The 19,561-nt window shown below is 33.9% G+C and carries 20 protein-coding genes and 1 riboswitch; of the genes, 6 read left to right on the top strand and 14 right to left on the bottom strand.

Features of this window, described 5'->3' with window-relative positions; translation table 11 throughout:
• Positions 1-2: 2 nt before the first annotated feature.
• A riboswitch (cobalamin riboswitch) is annotated at positions 3-204 on the bottom strand.
• A 69-nt stretch (positions 205-273) separates the two neighbouring features.
• The 5 genes from cobC to BKM63_RS01795 all read right to left on the bottom strand — a co-directional run bounded on the left by cobC (position 274) and on the right by BKM63_RS01795 (position 4,505).
• Positions 274-807: an alpha-ribazole phosphatase gene (gene cobC / locus BKM63_RS01815; RefSeq protein ID WP_071634964.1), complete on the bottom strand. Its 534-nt coding sequence runs from the start codon at positions 805-807 to the stop codon at positions 274-276.
• Entirely contained in the window at positions 792-1,577 is a 786-nt protein-coding gene (locus BKM63_RS01810) for an adenosylcobinamide-GDP ribazoletransferase (RefSeq protein WP_071635063.1), read from the bottom strand. The genes cobC and BKM63_RS01810 overlap by 16 nt, the downstream gene beginning before the upstream one ends.
• Positions 1,578-1,712: 135 nt before the next feature.
• Positions 1,713-3,392: a nicotinate-nucleotide--dimethylbenzimidazole phosphoribosyltransferase gene (gene cobT, locus BKM63_RS01805; protein WP_071634963.1), complete on the bottom strand. Its 1,680-nt coding sequence runs from the start codon at positions 3,390-3,392 to the stop codon at positions 1,713-1,715.
• Between the two features lie 120 nt (positions 3,393-3,512).
• The gene (cobU, locus tag BKM63_RS01800; protein ID WP_071634962.1) at positions 3,513-4,022 is read right to left on the bottom strand and encodes a bifunctional adenosylcobinamide kinase/adenosylcobinamide-phosphate guanylyltransferase; all 510 of its coding nucleotides are present in this window, start codon (positions 4,020-4,022) and stop codon (positions 3,513-3,515) included.
• A 120-nt stretch (positions 4,023-4,142) separates the two neighbouring features.
• On the bottom strand, positions 4,143-4,505 hold the full coding sequence (locus BKM63_RS01795) for a DUF5522 domain-containing protein (RefSeq protein ID WP_071634961.1): 363 nt from the start codon (positions 4,503-4,505) through the stop codon (positions 4,143-4,145).
• 94 nt (positions 4,506-4,599) lie between these two features.
• Between BKM63_RS01795 and BKM63_RS01790 the strand changes: the two genes are divergently transcribed.
• The 3 genes from BKM63_RS01790 (at position 4,600) to BKM63_RS01780 (ending at position 7,677) form a co-directional block, all read left to right on the top strand.
• Complete coding sequence (locus BKM63_RS01790) at positions 4,600-5,742, top strand: ABC transporter substrate-binding protein (protein ID WP_071634960.1); 1,143 nt, start codon at positions 4,600-4,602, stop codon at positions 5,740-5,742.
• A 1-nt stretch (position 5,743) separates the two neighbouring features.
• On the top strand, positions 5,744-6,772 hold the full coding sequence (locus BKM63_RS01785) for an iron ABC transporter permease (RefSeq protein ID WP_123907035.1): 1,029 nt from the start codon (positions 5,744-5,746) through the stop codon (positions 6,770-6,772).
• Between the two features lie 125 nt (positions 6,773-6,897).
• Positions 6,898-7,677, top strand: a complete 780-nt coding sequence (locus BKM63_RS01780) for an ABC transporter ATP-binding protein (RefSeq protein WP_071634959.1) — start codon at positions 6,898-6,900, stop codon at positions 7,675-7,677.
• On the opposite strand, the gene BKM63_RS01775 is transcribed toward BKM63_RS01780, so the two are convergent.
• The 4 genes from BKM63_RS01775 to BKM63_RS01760 all read right to left on the bottom strand — a co-directional run bounded on the left by BKM63_RS01775 (position 7,674) and on the right by BKM63_RS01760 (position 9,875).
• Entirely contained in the window at positions 7,674-8,480 is an 807-nt protein-coding gene (locus tag BKM63_RS01775; RefSeq protein WP_071634958.1) for a hypothetical protein, read from the bottom strand. The genes BKM63_RS01780 and BKM63_RS01775 overlap by 4 nt on opposite strands.
• 76 nt (positions 8,481-8,556) lie before the next feature.
• On the bottom strand, positions 8,557-9,012 hold the full coding sequence (locus BKM63_RS01770) for a tRNA (cytidine(34)-2'-O)-methyltransferase (protein WP_071634957.1): 456 nt from the start codon (positions 9,010-9,012) through the stop codon (positions 8,557-8,559).
• Positions 9,013-9,034: 22 nt separating this feature from the next.
• Complete coding sequence (locus BKM63_RS01765; protein WP_071634956.1) at positions 9,035-9,607, bottom strand: pseudouridine synthase; 573 nt, start codon at positions 9,605-9,607, stop codon at positions 9,035-9,037.
• Between the two features lie 40 nt (positions 9,608-9,647).
• Complete coding sequence (locus BKM63_RS01760; RefSeq protein ID WP_071634955.1) at positions 9,648-9,875, bottom strand: hypothetical protein; 228 nt, start codon at positions 9,873-9,875, stop codon at positions 9,648-9,650.
• Between the two features lie 154 nt (positions 9,876-10,029).
• On the opposite strand from BKM63_RS01760, the gene BKM63_RS01755 reads away from it, so the two are divergent.
• The 3 genes from BKM63_RS01755 (at position 10,030) to BKM63_RS01745 (ending at position 15,049) form a co-directional block, all read left to right on the top strand.
• The gene (locus tag BKM63_RS01755) at positions 10,030-10,407 is read left to right on the top strand and encodes a hypothetical protein (RefSeq protein ID WP_071635061.1); all 378 of its coding nucleotides are present in this window, start codon (positions 10,030-10,032) and stop codon (positions 10,405-10,407) included.
• 146 nt (positions 10,408-10,553) lie between these two features.
• Entirely contained in the window at positions 10,554-11,306 is a 753-nt protein-coding gene (locus BKM63_RS01750) for an SDR family NAD(P)-dependent oxidoreductase (RefSeq protein WP_071634954.1), read from the top strand.
• Between the two features lie 311 nt (positions 11,307-11,617).
• Complete coding sequence (locus BKM63_RS01745) at positions 11,618-15,049, top strand: T9SS type A sorting domain-containing protein (RefSeq protein WP_071634953.1); 3,432 nt, start codon at positions 11,618-11,620, stop codon at positions 15,047-15,049.
• A 51-nt stretch (positions 15,050-15,100) separates the two neighbouring features.
• Here the strand turns inward: BKM63_RS01745 and BKM63_RS01740 are convergent, their stop codons facing one another.
• From BKM63_RS01740 to BKM63_RS01720, 5 genes are all read right to left on the bottom strand, one after another.
• Positions 15,101-15,634 carry a MepB family protein gene (locus tag BKM63_RS01740; protein ID WP_071634952.1) on the bottom strand — a complete coding sequence of 178 codons (534 nt, stop codon included), beginning with the start codon at positions 15,632-15,634 and terminating at the stop codon, positions 15,101-15,103.
• A 39-nt stretch (positions 15,635-15,673) separates the two neighbouring features.
• On the bottom strand, positions 15,674-17,545 hold the full coding sequence (locus tag BKM63_RS01735) for a hypothetical protein (protein ID WP_071634951.1): 1,872 nt from the start codon (positions 17,543-17,545) through the stop codon (positions 15,674-15,676).
• Entirely contained in the window at positions 17,542-18,057 is a 516-nt protein-coding gene (locus BKM63_RS01730) for an RNA polymerase sigma factor (RefSeq protein ID WP_278248007.1), read from the bottom strand. The genes BKM63_RS01735 and BKM63_RS01730 overlap by 4 nt, the downstream gene beginning before the upstream one ends.
• Positions 18,058-18,144: 87 nt before the next feature.
• Entirely contained in the window at positions 18,145-18,543 is a 399-nt protein-coding gene (locus BKM63_RS01725; RefSeq protein ID WP_071634949.1) for a hypothetical protein, read from the bottom strand.
• An 8-nt stretch (positions 18,544-18,551) separates the two neighbouring features.
• On the bottom strand, positions 18,552-19,409 hold the full coding sequence (locus BKM63_RS01720; RefSeq protein ID WP_071634948.1) for a protease complex subunit PrcB family protein: 858 nt from the start codon (positions 19,407-19,409) through the stop codon (positions 18,552-18,554).
• Positions 19,410-19,561: the final 152 nt, after the last annotated feature.

Below are 19,561 nucleotides of genomic sequence, written 5' to 3'. Positions count from 1 at the left end.
GCTCGATATTTGTTACAAAGGCAGGTCTCCTGGCTTGCGTCTTGTTGTTTACCTTCCCATTCGCTTGGGGGCGAGCAGTGGTTTTGCAGTTTACAACAAACATTCTTTTCAGAACTAAGCTTACAGTTGCGGGTACAGCTCAAGAATTTACTTGATTCCCTTTTAATGTGTTTGAAAAACACAACCTTAATTTGCTGCAAATATAGAGTTAAATATGCTGATAATTCAAATATCTTTTACTTTAAGAATTAAATATTCAAATAAAACAGATAATTATAGTTCTATTCTTATGACTTCTCCAAAATCTACTTTATTCTGAAATGCTTCTTTTAAAGGGAGTGAGGTCTGATGACATAAAAAACTTCTAATAATACCGGCATGCGCAACAATAATAACAGGATGTTTTGTCTCTGAAATTTGATCGGATAAAAAATCCTTAACTCTTTCATGCAGTTCTGTAAAAGATTCACCATTAGAAACTCTGATGTTTACAAAATCTTTCATCCAAGGATTTAATTGTTCGGGCGGAATATCATTCCATTTTTTCAATTCCCAGTCGCCAAAATTCATTTCTTTTAAACGATCGTCTTCCTGATATGAAATGGTTTTTATATTTTTTTGGATATGTTTTGCCAAAATTGAACAACGCTTCAGCGGACTTGAAAAAATTACCGCTTCAGATGGCAATTCTGAGATAATTCTATCGAAGATTGCAGCAAAAGGCTCCGCAATATTTACATCAGATTGTCCGTAGCAAATACCTTTTTCGCAGCTTGTTTCGGTATGGCGGACTAGATAAATTTCCATATAAAAAGAATACTTAAATAATAAATGACTTCACAAACCTGCTGTGTGGCACCAAGACAATCTCCTGTATAACCGTCAATCCATTTTTGGAAATATCTAGCCAGAAAGTAACGCATGATAAAAACAGGAACTAAAACAAAAAGAATTTTATAGTTGAAATAGGAGAGACCAAAAATTGGAATTAATCCGAAGAAGAAAGAACCGAAAATTTCTCTCCAGCCATAATTTTTAGCAATAGGTTTGCTTTTGCTCGAAGCGTCATCTCTAGAATATTCATGCGTAAAAATAATACTGATTGCAGCCAAACGGCTTAAAGAATGCGCAGAAATAAATAATAGAAAAACGAGAAAAATGTTATTATTGAAAAGAGAAATGGATTCTGAAAGTAATTTAAATTTTGCCAGAAAAAGCAAAACAAGTCCAATCGCTCCATAAGCGCCAATGGCACTATCTTTCATAATCATCAGGATTTTTTCTTTAGTCCAGCCTCCGCCAAATCCGTCGCAGACATCTGCAAAACCATCTTCATGGAAAGCTCCGGTTGTTAAAACAGAAGTTATAAGGGCCAAGATAACCGCTGTTTCTATCGAAAGAAAAAGTGAAAAAAGATAAAAAGCCAGAAATGAAATGGTCCCGACAATCCAGCCAATAAAAGGAAAATATCGTGTGGCTTTATTTAGATAATCCGGATTGTGATCAATATTTTTTGGACATGGAATTCTAGTGTAGAACATTAAACAGGTAAAGAAGATATGTAATTCTTTTTTCATTTTAAGATAAAAATTTAATTGATTTTCTGTCATTTCGACGAAGAAGAAATCGCACTTGCAGATCGATAAAGTTTAGCGATTATCTATGTGAAGTTTCGTGTGCGATTTCTTCTTCGTCGAAGTGATAAATATGGTTTATTTGCGACTAACCCCAGCACTTTCAAAGCTTGCCATTTCATTTAAAAAAGCCTCAGCCGATTTTAAAATAGGGAAAGCAATAGCACAGCCCGTTCCTTCGCCCAAGCGCAAATCTAAATTTAAAACAGGTTTTGCGTCAAGATATTCCAGTAATTTTAAATGGGCTTTTTCGGCAGAGCAATGACAAAAAACGGCATTTTTCATAATATTCGGATTTATTTTTGAAGCAATTAAAAAAGCTGTAGAGCAAATAAACCCATCAATGAGAATCAGCATTTTATTTTCAAAAGCACTCAGCATTCCACCAGCCATCTGCATAATTTCAAAACCTCCAAAATAGGCGAGTTGCTCCATCAATTCGGCTTGACCGGAATAATTTTCCAAAGCTTTTTCTAGAATTTTTTGTTTGTTAAGGAGTTTTTGATCGTTAATTCCGGTTCCTTTTCCAACGCATTCTTCGATGGGAAAACCAGTTAAAATACTCATTAAAACAGAAGCGGTTGAAGTATTTCCAATTCCCATTTCGCCAAAACCGATGCAGTTGGAACCTTTTTCAGCAATATTTTCAACAATCGATTTACCTTTTTCAAAACACAATTGCAGTTCTGTTTCGCTCATTGCAGGAACGTGCAGAAACGATTGAGTTCCTTTTGCTATTTTGGCGTCAATTAATTTTGTGTTGGTTGGGAAATCATAATTTACACCCGAGTCTACAATCGATAAATCAATATTATTTTGTTTACAGAAAATATTAATAGCGGCGCCGCCTTCAAGAAAATTATTGACCATTTGGCGCGTGACATCCTGAGGATAATCGCTCACGCCATGATTTGCAATTCCGTGATCTGCGGCAAAAACAACAATATTCGGATTTATGATTTTCGGATCCAAAGTTTCAAAAATGGATGCGATTTGAAAAGCCAGTGTTTCTAATGTTCCCAAAGAACCAACAGGCTTTGTTTTAGAATCTATTTTTTCTTGCAGAAGGCTTGCGAAATCAGTTTTTTTGTCGATTTTACTTTCTGTCTTTAGATCAAAGCCAGAAATATTTATTTGATGAATTTCGTTAATTTCTTTGGAGTCTGCCGTTTCCGATTTTTGTTTCCAATGCAATTGCTGTAACATGGGCTGATTGCCATAATTTGTGGCAGGTTTACCAATACAGAAATATCCAAGGGGTTCAATATTTTCGGGTAAATCGAGAATTTTTTTAAACTGAAAATAATTTAAAATCGAAACCCAGCCCATTCCGTAACCTTGTTCAGTAAGCGAAAGCCAGATATTCTGCGCAGCACAAACAGAACTGAACTTTACGGCTTCATTACTGCCGATGGTTCCAATAGTAAATTGATTTAAAACCGAACGATCATAAGCAATTATAAGTCCGATTGGAGCTTCTTCAATCGCTTCCAGTTTTAGCGATTTGTAAAGTTCTTTCTGTTCTGGATTATCTGTAAGTGCCTCAGCTTTTTTATTGTAATCTAAAAAAAGATTTTTAATGGCACTTTTAACTTCATCCGATTTAATGATGTAATATCGCGTAGCATCAGTTAGTCCTACAGACGGCGCCCAATGTCCGGCTTGTAAAGCCTTTTGAATTACTTCATCCGGAACCTCATCGGTAGTAAAATGTCGGGTATCACGACGTGATTTTAATATATCGTCTAAACTGCTCATAAAAACCAAAATTTAAATTCCTAATTCCAATTTTTACAATTGAAATATTCTAGTAAAGATAAAGTATAGCGTTGGAATTTGGAATTTAAATTTTGGAATTTCCTTTTAAGGAGTAGAATTTCATCCTTTTATTTTAACCGGAATTCCAGAAACCATCAAAACAACTTCATCAGCTTTTGAGGCTATAAATTGATTCATCCAGCCTTGCAGTTCCGTAAACTTTCTGCCAATTTCTGTTGCGGCATGAACACCCATTCCGATTTCGTTAGTAACGATAATTAAGGTTGTGTTTTCCTGACTGGCTATGGCAAGAAATTCTTTTTTTGCTTCTTCCAGACTTAAATTCACATCGTTTTTATGATCTACAAAAAAGTTCGTGAGCCAAAGCGTGACGCAATCAATCAGTGCTGTTTTTCCTGTAAAGTTAATTTCGCTTAGATATTTTTCTTTTTCAATATTTGTCCAGCGTTCGTCACGTTCGTTTTGATGACGGTCAATACGGTTCTGGAAATCCGAATCCCATTTTCTGGCTGTTGCGACATAAATGGGTGAATTAGAAAGCTGCAATGCTAGATTTTGAGCATACGTGCTTTTTCCTGAGCGTTCGCCTCCTGTTATTAGATAAATCATTTATAATAGTTGGTTGTTGATTATTAATTTTGGATATTTTTTTGCTTTCCAAATGGTTTTTGGAACTTTTGCGAATACTTGTTATTAGTTTTGAAATTGCATTAGTAACTAATAATTAATTTAATAAGGGCAATGACGGCAGCCGTTTCCACAGCAAGTTCCTCTTTTTAGATGATACCATGTTTTAAAGACCATATTGCCGTTTTCGACATAATAGTCAATTCCTTCAATTAATTTATCTGTTTTGGGTAAAGATACGGCTTTGTTTTTTAGGGCATTTTTTGGAGTAATAGTTTCGATGTAAGCATCGATTTTATCTTCGCAGGCTTCTTTAAAGCAGGTTGGACAAAGACAGTCGCCTCCTTCTGAAAGATTGAAAATTGGTGGATAGTCGTTGCACCAGCATTTGTTTTCAACCGAGATATCTCCACAGCTGAATTCAGTCTCACAGCTCGAGCAAACTTTTGTTTTTGTGGTATTCATAAATGTAAAGATACAGTTTGTTGTTTTGTAAGAATAAAGGTAAATAAAAAATTTAGAAAATGCTTTACCTTTGTTCCTATCGAAAACGCAAAATATGAAACATTTATTCCCTAAACTGATTTTTATTTTTTCTTTTTTTGTTCTGGCAGGATGTAAGAAGAATGAAACAATCGAAACGGTAAAAACTGAAACAGCAAAAAACAGCATCGAGTATGCATCTGGGCTTTCTATCGTTAAATATGAGGATTATTCCGTTGTAACGGTTTCAAATCCGTGGCCAAATTCGAATAAAGATTTTAAATATATTTTGAAAGAAAAAGAGGCTAAAGTTCCTGATAGTCTTCAAACCTATACTACGATTCAGGTTCCATTAGAATCTGTTGTTGTAACCTCTACAACCAATATTCCTTTTTTAGAAATGCTTGAAGTAGAGAATAAACTAATTGGTTTTCCGCATACAGATTATATTTCATCAGAAAAAACCAGAGCCTTAATTGATAAAGGTTCTGTTAAAAACGTTGGGCAAAATGAAAAATTAAATATCGAGCAATTAATAGAATTATCACCAAATTTGATTGTAACTTTTGGAGTTGATAATAACAATCCGATGCTGGATAATTTGAAAAAAAGCGGTTTAAATGTTTTAATTCAGGGTGACTGGATGGAGCAGTCTCCACTAGGAAAAGCCGAATGGATTAAACTTTATGGGGCTTTATTTGGCAAAGAAGAAAAAGCAAAAGAATTATTTGATAAAATTGTGCAGAGTTACGATCAGGCTAAAAAACTGGCTGCAGAAAAAACAATAAGTTCAACAGTGTTATACGGATCTATGTACGAAGATGTTTGGTATGTTGCCAAAGGAAACAGTTGGGTTGCCGAATTCATGAAAGATGCGCACGCTAATTATTTGTGGGCAGATTTAAAAGGAACAGGAAGCGAAGGTTTGTCTTTTGAAAAGGTTTTGGATAAAGCTAAAACAGCAAATGTATGGATTGCTTCAGGCTCATTTAAAAGTTTGGATGAATTGCAAAAGGCAAATCCGCATTATAACGAATTTGATGCTTTTAAAAATAAAACAGTATATAGTTTTGAAGGAAAACTGGGCGCTACGGGCGGAACTGTTTATTATGAATTGGCACCAAGCCGTCCGGATTTAGTTTTAAAGGATTATATCAAAATTTTTCATCCTGATTTACTGCCAAGCTACGAATTTACTTTTGCATCAAAACTGAATTAAATTGGCGGATAAAAAACGAAATACCATTTTATTTGCTATTCTGACTTTGGGCCTATTGCTGATGTTTTTTGCAAGCATTAGTTTGGGATCGGTCATGATTCCGCTGAAAGATGTTTTTACAAGTTTAACAGGCGGACATGCAGCAAAATCAACCTGGGAGTATATTATTATTAATTACCGTCTGCCAAAAGCAATTACGGCAGTTTTGGTAGGAACCGGACTTTCGATCAGCGGACTCTTAATGCAGACTTTATTTCGAAATCCGCTTGCCGGACCCTATGTTTTAGGATTGAGTTCCGGAGCAAGTCTGGGTGTTGCTTTTGTGATTTTGGGCGCTGGATTTCTGCCTTCTTTTTTAAGTGTAATTGCTTTATCCTCATACGGAATTGTAATTGCCTCAACATTTGGCAGTACCTTAGTTTTGCTTTTGGTTTTGGTAGTTTCGCAAAGATTACGGGATACAATGGCAATTTTAATTGTTGGTTTAATGTTTGGAAGTTTTACAACCGCAATAGTAAGTGTTTTGACTTATTTCAGTACAGCCGAACAATTGCAGAAATTCACCTTTTGGTCAATGGGGAGTTTAGGAAACCTTTCGTGGTCAACCATCGGAATTTTGACTTTCTGTGTTGGAATTGGATTGCTTTTAAGTGCTAAAAGTATCAAACCTTTAAATGCGTTGCTTTTAGGTGAAAATTATGCAAAAAGCATGGGTTTAAATTTTAAAAGAGCAAGACTGATTATCATATTTGCAACGAGTATATTATCAGGAGCGATTACAGCATTTGCAGGGCCCATTGCATTTATTGGTTTAGCAGTACCGCATATCGCAAAACTAACATTTCAAACGAGTAACCACACCATATTATTTTGGAGTACTTTATTTTTCGGTTCAATTATTATGTTGTTCTGTGATATTGTCTCACAAATGCCGGGATTTGATGTTACGCTTCCAATAAATGCTATTACATCTATTATTGGTGCGCCGGTTGTAATCTGGCTTTTAGTGAGGAAAAGAAATTTTCAATGATTTTTTGTTACAGATTAATGGATTAAAAAAACCAGAAAATCTGAATAATCATTTAATCTGTGGGCAAAAAAACTTAGCAGCTCAGTATCTTAGAACCTTAGCAACTTTCAAAAAAAACAATCTCAATGAAAAGAAGTATCCTAAATACAGCAAATTTAAATATTGGATATAAATCCAAGAATGCAGTTGTGACGATTGCGCAAAATTTGAATTTAAATTTGAAGTCAGGAAAACTCATTTCTTTGATTGGAGCAAACGGAGTTGGTAAATCGACGTTGCTGCGAACCATCACCGGAATTCAGCATCCGTTATCAGGAAATGTTTATTTAAATGATAAAAATATCTCTGCTTACAAACCTTTAGAATTAGCACAGAATTTAAGTTTGGTTTTAACCGAAAAATTACCGCCAAGTAATCTTTCCGTTTTCGAATTGGTTGCGTTAGGCCGTCAGCCCTATACAAATTGGGTGGGAACTTTAACTCAAACCGATATCGAAAAAGTTCAGGAAGCGATGCAATTGACACAAATCGAACATCTTTCTCATAAAAAACATTATGAAATAAGTGACGGACAATTACAAAAGGTTTTAATTGCCAGAGCTTTGGCACAAGACACACCGCTGATTATTCTGGACGAACCCACTACTCATTTGGATTTACTGCACAAAGTTTCTTTATTTAAATTATTAAAGAAACTAACTCAGGAAACTCAAAAGTGTATTTTATTTTCGACCCATGATATTGATCTGGCAATTCAGTTAAGTGATGAAATGATTGTGATGACACCTGAAAATGTGGTTCAGGACGAACCTTGTCATTTAATTTCAAACGGAAGTTTCGCAGCTTTGTTTAAAGACGAACATATTGTTTTTGATGCCGAAAAAGGAAAATTTATCGTGACTTAATTATTGTTTTCAAAGCGAACTCTGTAAACATGAAGCAAGTGTTCCAGTTCTTCAAATTTTATGTCTAATTCATCAATCTCGACCATCACGTTGTTAAAAGATAGAAAATTAGCAGAATCCCGGCCGCTGGATTGGTTAAACACATTGTCATCATGGATGTTTTTCCAGGAAACCAGCTTTTCATCTCTTAATTTAATTCCTTTGTCATTAATTACAATTTGCGGGTTATTGTTTTTAAGTTTCGTAAATTGATCGTAAGCCAGATATAATCCAATTAATATTAGTATTAAAGACCAGTATTCTGCTTCCAAAACTAGGTAAATTCCAATTAAAATTATTCCAACACTTACCGCTAGTGCAAAATAAATACTAGTTTTTGAATAATAAATTAAGGTCTCTTTAGGTACGTTTATATCGTCTTTATAAACATCTTTTTCAAGAAATTTTTTCTGTAATAACTGCAGTTTTGCCTCCTGCTCTGAATTTTTAAATTCTGTTTTTTCAAACCAGCTGTCGCTTTTCCAAATTAGTTTCTGGTTTATTGCTTTTCGTTTTAATTCGTTAACATTTCGCACATTTTCATAAGCCCAGACTTTCCATTTATTAACAAAATAACTCCACGTTATCCAGCCTAATAAAGTACCAAGAATAAAAGTGATAGGAATTGTCCATCCGGGAACTAAATCATATACACTAAGAGTAATGCCTAAAGTGATAATTACCACCATAACTGCCATAGGCAAATAAACAAGTGTAATTTTTCCTTTGCTGATCGCTTCATTAACTGTTACCGTTTTTTTCATACTATTTGAAAAAGTAAAATTGATAAGATTTAATCTGCTCCTGCAAGATTTTTACAAACCCTGTGGGATATCGGGATTATTTCTTTAATCCAATCTGTCTTTTAGCTTCACCAACCACAAAAGCAACCGAGTTTGCGATATTAAAAGATCGAATTAGCGGAGACATCGGGATTGTTAAATGATTTTCGAATCTAGCCATAAATTCTTTGCTTAAACCAACGCTTTCTTTCCCAAATACTAACCAGTCACCATCCTGAAATTCAATTTCGAAATAGGATTTTTCGGCATGGGAACTCATGAGGAAAACACGGGAATGATCCGGAATTTGTTTAACCCATTCGTCTACATTTTGATATTCGGTTACATCGAGATGCACCCAATAATCCAGACCCGAACGTTTTAGGTTTTTATCATTAATTACAAATCCGAAGGGATGAATTAAATGCAGCCGGCTTTCAGTTCCAACGCACAATCTTCCAATATTTCCGGTATTATTTGGTATTTCAGGCTCTACGAGAACTACGTTTAGCATTATTGTTTATTTGTTAATTTATTTAATCGTTTATTTGAAAACCGCTTACTTCTAAAACATCTCCGGCTTTTAGGTTTTGCAAATATACATTTCCTATTCTAACGCGAACTAACCTTAAAGTTGGAAAACCAACCGCAGCAGTCATTTTTCGAACCTGACGAAACTTTCCTTCATTTACCGTAATAGAAGCCCACGAAGTAGGGCCATGACGTTCGTCTCTGATTTTTTTAGCTCTCGGACCAAAATCGGGAATTTCGGTGACAATAAAAGCAGAGCAGGGTTTTGTTTTGTATTTGCCTCCTTCAAAACCTATCTCAACGCCTTTTTGCAATTGCTCGATTGCTTCGGGCGTAATAATGCCGTCTACCTGAACGTAATATTCTTTGTCTACTTTTTTGCTTCTAATCTGCTCGCTTACTTTTCCGTCAGTTGTCAGCAAAAGCAAACCTTCAGAATCTTCGTCTAATCTTCCAATTGCCATAGTGCCTTGTGGGAAATCATGCAATTCGCCCAAAAGTTTTTTCTTTCTTTTTAATTCATAAATAAATTGGCTCAAATAGCCGTAAGGTTTAAAAAGAATGAAGTGCCTGTGCATGTTTTAATTTTTTTGCAAAGATAAGGTTGTTCTGCAAGTATTAAAGCATATCTGCTGTGTGTTTATCGTTTTTCGATTTCATCTTTTTCAGCCATTCATAAACAAACCAAATTACGGTAATGGAAAATACGATTAATAAAGGAGCATAATAGTTTTTGAAAAAATCATGGAAATAACTTCCAATAAAAATATATATAGAGGCCATGCATAATTTTATCAAAATAAATTCGGCATTAGACCAGCTTGTTTTGGTTTTTAAAAATTTCATGTGTTTTTTCAATTTAATTATTTGATAAATAGTGTGTTGTGGTTTTGTACTTAAAGTTATGAAAATGATTTATAAACCAAAAGCTATGTTAAACCATTTCGTTTTAAAATTTAGAATTCGTAATATTAAGATAGAAACTCAAAATAATAAAGATATGGAAACGAATAATTTAGGCTCTAAAAAGATAAATGGAGTGCAAAAAAATATAGATGAATCTAAAGGAAAAAATATTTCGCACGATGGAAAAGCAGATGATGCTAATTTGAAAAAAGAAGTAGTAACAGATGCTGATGGAAAAAAAGAAGTGGTTGAAAGAGCGAGAAATGAAAACGAAGATATTAAAGTTGTCAAAGGAGATGTGAACCCAAATAATGCAAATGCAAACCGTGGTGTTTCCTCCGAAGAAGAAGCAAAAAAAACGGTGGAGAATAAAGACAGAAATTCGGATATTACACCAAACCGCTATCCAAATTCACATCCGGATAATCATGAAGACCGAGGTAACATGAAATTAGACGAAGATGAACAATAAGAAAAAAGGAATGGATTTATGTGATTTTAATGTGAAATAACATTTGATTATGAGAAAGTCTTAATCTTATTGTAAACCCTGATTTTGCTATGGCTGTCAGTAGATATCTTCGTAAATTTAGAGTACAAATTTTAAATACATAAAAAATGGCACTTTTAGAAAACAAAGTAGCTTTTGTATCTGGCGGTGGTTCAGGAATTGGACGCGCTGTTGCAGAAGCCTACGCTCGAGAAGGAGCAAAAGTTGTAATTTCAGATATTAATGTAGAACACGGTGAAGAAACCGTAAAAGTGATAAAGGATAGCGGTGGAGAAGCTTTTTTTGTAAAGGGCGACTCGTCTAGTGCAATTGACAATAAACGTATGGTTGAGGTAACGGTTTCAAAATACGGCCGACTTGATATTGCCTGTAACAATGCAGGAATGGGAGGTCCTGCGAAACCAACCGGAGAATATGAACCAGAAGCCTGGGATCGTGTTATTGCACTGAATTTGAGCGGTGTATTTTATGCTTGCCGCTACCAATTAGAGCAAATGGAAAAAAATGGCGGAGGAAATATCGTTAATATTGCTTCTATTCACGGGCAGGTTGCAGCCCCGTTAAGTCCGGCTTATACAGCTTCTAAACACGGAGTGGTAGGTTTAACAAAAAATATTGCGGCAGAATATGCTCAGAAAAATATTCGTTGTAATGCTGTTGGTCCGGGATATATCGAAACGGCTTTACTAAAAGATAATCTGAATAATGATGCGATGAATGCCGTTGCAGCAAAAGCGCCAATGAATCGTTTGGGAACTGCCGAAGAAATTGCAGAACTTGTCACTTTTTTAAGTTCGGAGAAATCTTCTTTCACAACCGGAAGTTATATTATTGCCGATGGAGGTTATACCGCAGTTTAATAATAAAAATTGAATTATTATAGAGAGCTGTCTGTTTTTCAGACAGCTTTTTTTTGTTTTTTAATATTAAAAAGTAAAGTTGGATAAAAGTTTTTTCTTGTTAATTTTGAATAATTGAAAAAAGAATATAAATGTTATAAAAATCATTAAAAGCCCAATATATCTGATAAAAATAACAATTAAGATTCAATTATGTGATTTTTTCTCATATATACTTACAGAATACCTTACAATAATTTTATGTTTTTACAATATTCTCTTAACTTTAAACGAGATAAATTTGAATTCTAAAAACTCTATTATAAAAACGTATGAAAAACAATTACTCTTTTCGTCATTTAATGACATTATTAGGTTTTTTATGTTGCTTGGTGCTAAATGCGCAGACGATGCCAGTGCCGCAACCTTTGCCTTATACGCAAAATTTTAATGCATTAGCAGCAAATTCAACCACTTATCCAGATGGTTTTCAGGGATGGTTAGTAAGCGCAAGTCAAAATACATCATCGTATAGTACAGCCTTATCAGGTGATAGAGGCTTACTTGCCAGCAGTACTGCAAATACCAGTAGTGGAAACATCCATAATTATAATGGTAAAATAGGTTTCTTAAATACTACTAGTGCAGATTTTTCAATTGGTTTTGCATTTTCAACGGTTAATATTACAGGTGTTAGGGTTCAATATGATGCTATGATAATACGTAATCCTTTTGATGGAGCAGGCAATAATCGTCTTCAGGAAATGGGTTTACAATATCGTGTTGGAACTACAGGGGCTTTTATAAATTTACCTTCAACAGAATATTTAAACAATAGTACTACTCCTCAAACCACAGCAGTTACAAATCCATTAAATAATAGTACTACGAGAATAAGTGTTACATTACCGTCTGATTGCGATAATCAACAGGTAGTTCAGATAAGATGGATCGCAAGATTAGCTTCAGGTACTGCAGGCTCTCGCCAATCTTTCGCAATTGACAATATTGATATTAGAAAGGATATAGAAGGCCCAGCTAATATCGCCGGCTATCCAAAAACGTCTAATATCTTAGGAGAAAGTTTTGATTTTATTAATAAAATAGATGAAATTGGAAAAACATATTACGTACTGCTGCCAGGTGGAAGTGCAGAGCCAACTATTGTGCAAATAAAAGCAGGTCAGGATTCAAATGGAACTGCAGCATTACAATCAGGAGTTTTTGATGTAACAAGTCCAGCTAAGGAATATGTAAAAAGTTTTACCGGATTAACCTTAAGCACGGCATATTCTATTTTTTCAACCTCAGAAGACATAATTGGAAATACTCAGACAGTAAATAAAATAGATGTTACAACACTAAATGTTATTCCTCCTGCTATATCTACATCAGTTGGTGTATTAAATTTAGGCGGTACCGAACCTAATTTTGATCCTTTAGTTAAAAGTTATCAGATAGGAGCTTCTAATCTTACTGCAAATGTAGTGGTTACTGCTTCTGGAAATTTTACTATTTCTAAAGACAATATAACATTTTCATCATCGTTAACATTTGTCCCTGCTGATTTTAATTCTAATGCGACGCCATCAGTTTACGTAAAGTTTACACCAACAGCAATTGGAAGTTTTACAGGTTCCATAACTCATGAAACAACAGGAGGTACAACCAAGACAGTTACTTTAACCGCTTTTGGAGTAAATCCTTTTGTACAAAATTTTGATGATGTAAACATTTTCTCAAACAGCCAATGGCTGCAATACAATGAGGCTGGGGCTATAAACAAATGGTCGCATACCACTCAGTCACGAAATGTTAATTCTGGAACTGGAGCAGTTTTAATAAACGGATTCTCAGATAACGGCCCAAGTAAAGACTGGTTGATTTCTCCGCGATTACGTTTAGATAGTTTTAGCCAAATTCCATTATTATCTTTTTACTCTCGTCAATTTTATGATGGACCATCTTTAAAATTATTAGTTTCTACAAATTATGACGGAGTAAGTGACCCAAATACCGCAACATGGACAGCATTAGACGGGAAATTTCCGGGCAATACCGGAAATTATACAAAGTCTCAGTATATAAATTTAACTGCTTATAAAACAGATCACACTTATTTAGCTTGGGTTTACGAAACAGTTTCAGGTGGAAATGGGAACGCTGCAGAATGGTCTTTTGATGATTTTGCCATTACAAATGAATCACAATATGTGGATGCAAATCCAATTTTAGATTTTGCAGATATAAGTCCAAATTCGGTTTCTGCCAGTCAGTCATTTATTTTTACAGCCGTAGGATATGGCGATATAACTATTACTGCTCCGTCATCGTATGAATTATCAACAGATAATGTTTCATTTGCATCAAGTATTATCGTTTCTTCTGCAGATGCAGGAACAGGAAAAACACTTTATGCTAGATTTGCGCCAACAACAAAAGAACCAACAATTTCTGGTGCATTAACGATAACTGGAACAGAACTCAACAAAAAAATCGGCTCTTTTACAGGATCTTCTATTCTAAAAGTAGATACTTTTGATGTTGTAACTTACAATTTGGAATTTTTTGGGACAGATGTTAGAGATAAAAGCAATGTTGAATTTGGACCTACAAATGATGCGTTACAAATAGAAAACGTTGCTAAAGTAATGAATAAATTAAATGCTGACGTTTATGTAGTTCAGGAAGTATCTGATGATCCGTCAATTGATATTTTAATTTCTAAAATAAATATCAACGGTAAAACATTCGATAAAACAATTTCGACTTCCTGGTCATATTCGTTTCAAGACCCGGATCCTAATTTTCCACCTCAAAAATTAGTAGTGCTATATAACACAAAAACAACGACTGTAAAAAATACAAAAGTGTTGTTTAAAGATTTATACGATCAGGTTCGCCTTGGAACTGTAGTTTTGCCAAATTATCCGGGTACAGAAACACCTGAGAAAAATGATGACAGCTTTTTCTCATCAGGACGTCTGCCATATTTGGTTCAGATAGAAACTAATATTGGTGGTATCAAAAAAGAAATCAACCTGATCGATCTTCATGCACGCGCAAACAGTGGTACCGATATAATGAAATACAATCAGCGTAAATATGATATTGACTATCTAAAAACGGCTTTAGATACAGATTATCCAGATTCGAACCTTATTCTCTTAGGAGATTTTAATGATGATGTAAAATCATGGGTTGGAAATGTAAATACACCATCATCTTACCAGAAATTCGTCGAAGATAATACAGGATACAATGCTTTAACATTAGGAATCAGCCAGGCTGGAGCTTACAGTTTTTTAAGTTCAGGAGGTTTCTTAGATCATATCATAATTTCGAATGAACTGAATGATGAATATATCGACAAATCAATTGCAGTTTACGATCCTCGCATCGATATTTTAAATTACACTACCACAACTTCAGATCACGGACCTGTAATTGCCCGTTTTGAATTGAAAGAAGATGTACTATCGACACCGGACTTTGAAACTAAAAACGGATTTTTCGTAAAAGCCTATCCAAACCCTGCATCTGATGTTTTAAATCTTACAATAAAAACAAACGAAAGTAAAAATCTTAAATTAAGACTTTACGATTTAAACGGTCGTGCATTAGGAAATCCAATTGAGATTAAAAGCAGTCAGGAAGTAAGCGAGACTGTAATGTCAGTTCGAAGTTTAAATCCGGGACTTTATTTTTACACTTTATCAGAAAATAATAAAGTAGTTTATAAAGATAAAATCCTTAAAAAATAAATTTTAGAGTTTAATAAAGAAAGGCAGTTCAACTTGAACTGCCTTTTGTTTTTATTGCGGTTTGCCAAGTAACAACTTAGCTCGATTAAGATCTGTTTGATTAGAAATAGAAAGAAAATAATCTAATTGCCATTGTTGTGTTTTTTGCGCTTGTTTGCTCGTTGTTTCGTCCCAGGGAGGATAAACCCTCGTGGCTCTTATTCCTTCTTTAGCTGCTGTAGTAAAAATTCCTTTTTTAAGTAAAACATCTTTTGAGAAAATAAACTGACCTGCTAAATTCTCTTTTTGAACACTCACAATTACAAAATCAATTTCATCATTATAATCAAATGGTTCAATTATTCCTGATTGATTTCGTTTCCATAACGTTACAAACTGTCCTGTTTTTGTTGGCGTAATCTTTGCCGATCTAAATTTAACCCGGCTTTTATTGATGCTAAAATCAAAAGCATCATATTCCTGACTTTCTTTTTCAGGATGAGGTTCAGAACATTCAAAACCGCAAAGGTCATAAACCAGTTCTTTGGCAGTAAGTAAATTTTTTGGCAGTGATTTCGAATCTTTCCAATTCTTTTTTAAAGTCATTTATAAGTGTTTTTCTTCAAAATTACAATAAAAATAACGTTAGAAATTCACATTTAATCCAAAATTCAATCCCCATTGAAACTGATTGAAAGACTGGCTGTTTAACGGATTTACATAATAATTTACAGCTGGCTCTACAAAAACGTTTGTTTTTTTATAAACACGGTATTGAATCGTACTGCTCAAAGTAGAACCATATACATAATCTTTTGCATTTACATTTTCACCAATAGAATTACCATCTAAAGCAACATTATTCGAAATTAATTTACCAACAAATGCGCCGGTATTTAAATTGATGTTAGTTTTATTTCGGCTGAAAATCGAATATGAAACTTCTAAAGGCATTTCCAGGTATCTTAAATTTTGATCCAGATTACCGCTTTGAACGTTATCACTTTTCAAAGATTCTTTTGCATTATTTGAAACCAGGACATAATCAGCATCACTGGCAATTTGAGGCATGCTGGCACTTTGGGCAAAATAATCAACCGGGGTAAATAACGCACTGCTTTTTACATTAAAATAAGAAACGTTGGCAACACTTTGACCGAGTTCATTGATCTTAAATCCAGACGCAACCGCCCATTTTTTGTTGATTTTATATTGGGTCTTTACACCATAAGAATTACTTTGTTTAGAATCGTTTACATTACCCAGCGTTTTATTGTTTCTATAGTTTTCAGAATTGGCAACTCCGGCAAAAAGCTGTAAAGCCCATTTTTCGTTTTTAGAAAGAAGTTTATCTTCTTTTTTCTTTTTGTCTTCAGCTGGAGTTGTAATCCCTTTTTCCAGATTTTGAAGTTCTGCCAGCTGTGCAGAATCCTTTTTGCTCAATACATTCACATTAGTAAAAGACGAATTGTTTTTCACATTCTCTTTTTGAACATTTGCAATACTTTTTTCTGTGGTTGTTTTTGTGATGTATTGCTTTTCTTTATTGGAGTTTACAGTATTTTGATTTCCATTTAAAGCAGGATTTAAAGCTGTAAATGCAATATTGTTGTTGTTTTTTGAAGATGAAACATTTTCAAAAATTGAATTGGAAAGCTGATTTTTCGAGGCGTTGTTAAAATTATTTTGTTTTCCGCCATTAAATGTTTTCTCTGCAAGAGCTTTGTCTGCTTTTTTTCTTTCAACGTCTGCTAATTGACTTTTTGAAGCCGTCGTAAAGCTGTTGGTTTTATTCGGTGTAAATGATTTTTCAACTGACGGATTTAATTTTCCGTTTTTATTGCCGAAAAGAGAAGCTTTAGAAGCTGAATTAAATGCATTGTTTTCTTTGTCCTGATTAAACGATTTTTGGGCTACAGCCTGATTCAAGCCTGCTTTTTTATCATTCGAAACCGGATTTTTAGAAACTGCATTAAAACTGTTTTCTTTTGCAGCAGGATCAGATGATTTTTCTGCAACAGCACTGTTGTTTAAACTGTTTTTAGAATTCTTTTTTGTTTCAAAAGAACCATTGCTGGTGTTGTTTTCAGAATTAGTTTGAGCTGCTGTTTCCGGATTTTGATTTAGATAATTGTTTGATTGATTTGTTGTTTCTTCTGATGATGAAATTTGATTGTTGTTCGTTGATTGATTTGTAATAGTATTTTCTTTAGAAATGCCTTTGTTTAGATCATTATTTTCAGGGGTGTTTTTTTTCTCGTCCTGAACAATCGTGTTGTTTTTTAAACTGTTATTGTGAATAGTATTGATCTGTTTGCTGCTAGAAGAAAAATGCAAAACAGATGGGAGCATTAAGCCCAATAATAAGCATGCAGCAGCCGACCACCAAAGAATAACTTTCTTCTTCTTTTTAGGTTCGTTTAATTTTTCTTCAATTTGACCCCATAATTCAGGAGGCGGAACACTCGAAAAGTCTTCCATTGATGAAAAAATATCTTCTATTTTTTGCTTCTTCATGCTGTCTTAAAATTTTTTATGCTCAATATTCTTTTTTGCAAAATGTGCTTAGCCCGATTTAAATTAGATTTTGATGTTCCTTCTGATATTTTTAATAAATCGGCAATTTCTTTGTGTTTCATTTTTTCAAAAACATACAGGTTAAAAACCGTTCGGTACTGGTCTGGTAAATCCCGTATATATTCCAGGAGTTTTTCTTGTTCTATGGGCAGAACGTCCAGCTCTTCTTCTTCAATAAAATCCGTATCAGGATCAAAAACATCGAGAAAGAAACTTTCTTTTTTCTTCTTGTTTAAAGTCTCTATGAGTTTATTAATAAAGATTCTTTTGAGCCATCCTTCAAAACTTCCTTCAAATTTGTATTGGTTTATTTTTTGAAAAACGATTACAAAGGCTTCCTGAAAAACATCTTTTGCATCGTCTTCGTTCTTCATATATTTTAAGCATATACCATATAAAACAGGAGAGAACAACTGATATATTTTCAGTTGTCCCTCTCTGTCATTTTTCATGCAAAGCTTAATATATTTTTCTAAATCGTCTTTCAAAAATGTGGTATTGTTTGGTTTTGCAAAAATAGTTTTTATAAGCTTATAAAACTACCTTTTGTAAATAGTTCGGACAGCATCTGCATTATTGCTTACAATTGTTAGGTTTTGATTATCAACGTTTTCTATGATATATGTTTTGCCCTCAAAAGTAATAAGGTTATGCTCTGCCTGATCTAAAAAACCAAGACCTTTTTCTACTTGATAATTGCTCACTCTAATCTCAACATTGTTCTTATAAGTAATTATTTTTCCCTCCGGAGTAAAAACTACCTTTTTGGTAAATCCGGCAGTTTTTGGGGTTGCAGTGTACGGGTTAGATCCGCCGCCAATTGATTTTTCCCATATCCAGGTATTGATTATAGACCCGGAATTTATGCCAGTTGATTCTAGCGAATAAGCTGAAGAGAAAAGACAAAGAACAATTAGAATTATATAATGCTTTTTCATACGCGGGCTTATTTTAAACTAGTGATTTTGTCCTGAATGGCTTTTTTGAATATTTTGATTTCAGTACTTTGATCATCGGTGTCCATATTGTCGATGCTGACTTTGGTTACCACTGCACCTTGACGAAGTTCAAAATAAGTACCGCCTCCATCAGCAACATCCGGAGTTCCGTAAACTTTAGTTTGTCCTTTTAAAGCTAAAATTTCAGCAGGAACACTTTTTAAGAATGAAGTATATTCGCCTCTTTTTGTTTTTACGGTGTATTTGTATTGACCGAAATCATAATTTCCTGTTGCTACATTCTGAAAGTTCAAAATGTTAAAATCATTTAACTGACTGTAAAAATTAACACCGCCAAAAGCTCCAATTACAATATTATCAGCACTTTCATTAACCTTATTGAATATTATAGGTTTATTAGTTCTTGGAATTAAAATGAAATCTGAAGGATAAGTTGGGTTTTGCGTTACGGTTTCGCCGGCTGCAGGTGCTTTTTCATAAAAATTGATTTTAATCTGGCAGTTATTTTCAATAATAGATGTTATTTTTATCAAATAACCGTTAGTAGGTTTTATTCCTGCAAAAATTCCAACTAGTAGGTTTTTAGAAAAATCAATATTTGGATCACTTGGAACGGTACATGTATTCTCATGTTTTGTAAAATAAGTATCCATTCTTTCCTGTGATTCCAGAACGTATGCAGTTGAATTATTTGGTAAAGTTTTTACGCTGTAATTACATAAAAGCGGGAAACCTGTAAAAGCTACATTTGTGTCAGTACCACAATCAGAAACAAGGTCGTCATTATTAAGTGAGCATCCGCTCAATCCAAAAGCTATAAACAAGCTCAATATTAATTTTTTCATGATAAAATTTTAATAGGTTATATGTACAAGATGAAGGTCTTTTAAAAAGGTTGCGTTAAAATTTATTTATTTTTTGATTTATTTTTTTGAAACATTTTCAGCGATTGTTTGTTTAATTTAGAATTGGTACTAATTCGTGAAATTTTAATTTA

This window comes from Flavobacterium johnsoniae (assembly GCF_001879205.1).
GTDB lineage: Bacteria > Bacteroidota > Bacteroidia > Flavobacteriales > Flavobacteriaceae > Flavobacterium > Flavobacterium johnsoniae_A.
This window is presented reverse-complemented; position numbering and strand designations above follow the sequence as displayed.

Excerpts from the sequence above, each read along its gene's own strand:
- BKM63_RS01745 (WP_071634953.1), top strand. The coding sequence starts at position 11,618 with ATGAAAAACAATTACTCTTTTCGTCATTTAATGACATTATTAGGTTTT.
- BKM63_RS01765 (WP_071634956.1), bottom strand. The coding sequence starts at position 9,607 with ATGCACAGGCACTTCATTCTTTTTAAACCTTACGGCTATTTGAGCCAA.
- BKM63_RS01750 (WP_071634954.1), top strand. The coding sequence starts at position 10,554 with ATGGCACTTTTAGAAAACAAAGTAGCTTTTGTATCTGGCGGTGGTTCA.
- BKM63_RS01795 (WP_071634961.1), bottom strand. The coding sequence starts at position 4,505 with ATGAATACCACAAAAACAAAAGTTTGCTCGAGCTGTGAGACTGAATTC.
- cobU (WP_071634962.1), bottom strand. The coding sequence starts at position 4,022 with ATGATTTATCTAATAACAGGAGGCGAACGCTCAGGAAAAAGCACGTAT.
- BKM63_RS01760 (WP_071634955.1), bottom strand. The coding sequence starts at position 9,875 with ATGAAATTTTTAAAAACCAAAACAAGCTGGTCTAATGCCGAATTTATT.
- BKM63_RS01770 (WP_071634957.1), bottom strand. The coding sequence starts at position 9,012 with ATGCTAAACGTAGTTCTCGTAGAGCCTGAAATACCAAATAATACCGGA.
- BKM63_RS01730 (WP_278248007.1), bottom strand. The coding sequence starts at position 18,057 with ATGAAAAATGACAGAGAGGGACAACTGAAAATATATCAGTTGTTCTCT.
- BKM63_RS01720 (WP_071634948.1), bottom strand. The coding sequence starts at position 19,409 with ATGAAAAAATTAATATTGAGCTTGTTTATAGCTTTTGGATTGAGCGGA.
- BKM63_RS01755 (WP_071635061.1), top strand. The coding sequence starts at position 10,030 with ATGGAAACGAATAATTTAGGCTCTAAAAAGATAAATGGAGTGCAAAAA.
- BKM63_RS01740 (WP_071634952.1), bottom strand. The coding sequence starts at position 15,634 with ATGACTTTAAAAAAGAATTGGAAAGATTCGAAATCACTGCCAAAAAAT.
- cobC (WP_071634964.1), bottom strand. The coding sequence starts at position 807 with ATGGAAATTTATCTAGTCCGCCATACCGAAACAAGCTGCGAAAAAGGT.
- cobT (WP_071634963.1), bottom strand. The coding sequence starts at position 3,392 with ATGAGCAGTTTAGACGATATATTAAAATCACGTCGTGATACCCGACAT.
- BKM63_RS01810 (WP_071635063.1), bottom strand. The coding sequence starts at position 1,577 with ATGAAAAAAGAATTACATATCTTCTTTACCTGTTTAATGTTCTACACT.
- BKM63_RS01735 (WP_071634951.1), bottom strand. The coding sequence starts at position 17,545 with ATGAAGAAGCAAAAAATAGAAGATATTTTTTCATCAATGGAAGACTTT.
- BKM63_RS01780 (WP_071634959.1), top strand. The coding sequence starts at position 6,898 with ATGAAAAGAAGTATCCTAAATACAGCAAATTTAAATATTGGATATAAA.
- BKM63_RS01725 (WP_071634949.1), bottom strand. The coding sequence starts at position 18,543 with ATGAAAAAGCATTATATAATTCTAATTGTTCTTTGTCTTTTCTCTTCA.
- BKM63_RS01775 (WP_071634958.1), bottom strand. The coding sequence starts at position 8,480 with ATGAAAAAAACGGTAACAGTTAATGAAGCGATCAGCAAAGGAAAAATT.
- BKM63_RS01790 (WP_071634960.1), top strand. The coding sequence starts at position 4,600 with ATGAAACATTTATTCCCTAAACTGATTTTTATTTTTTCTTTTTTTGTT.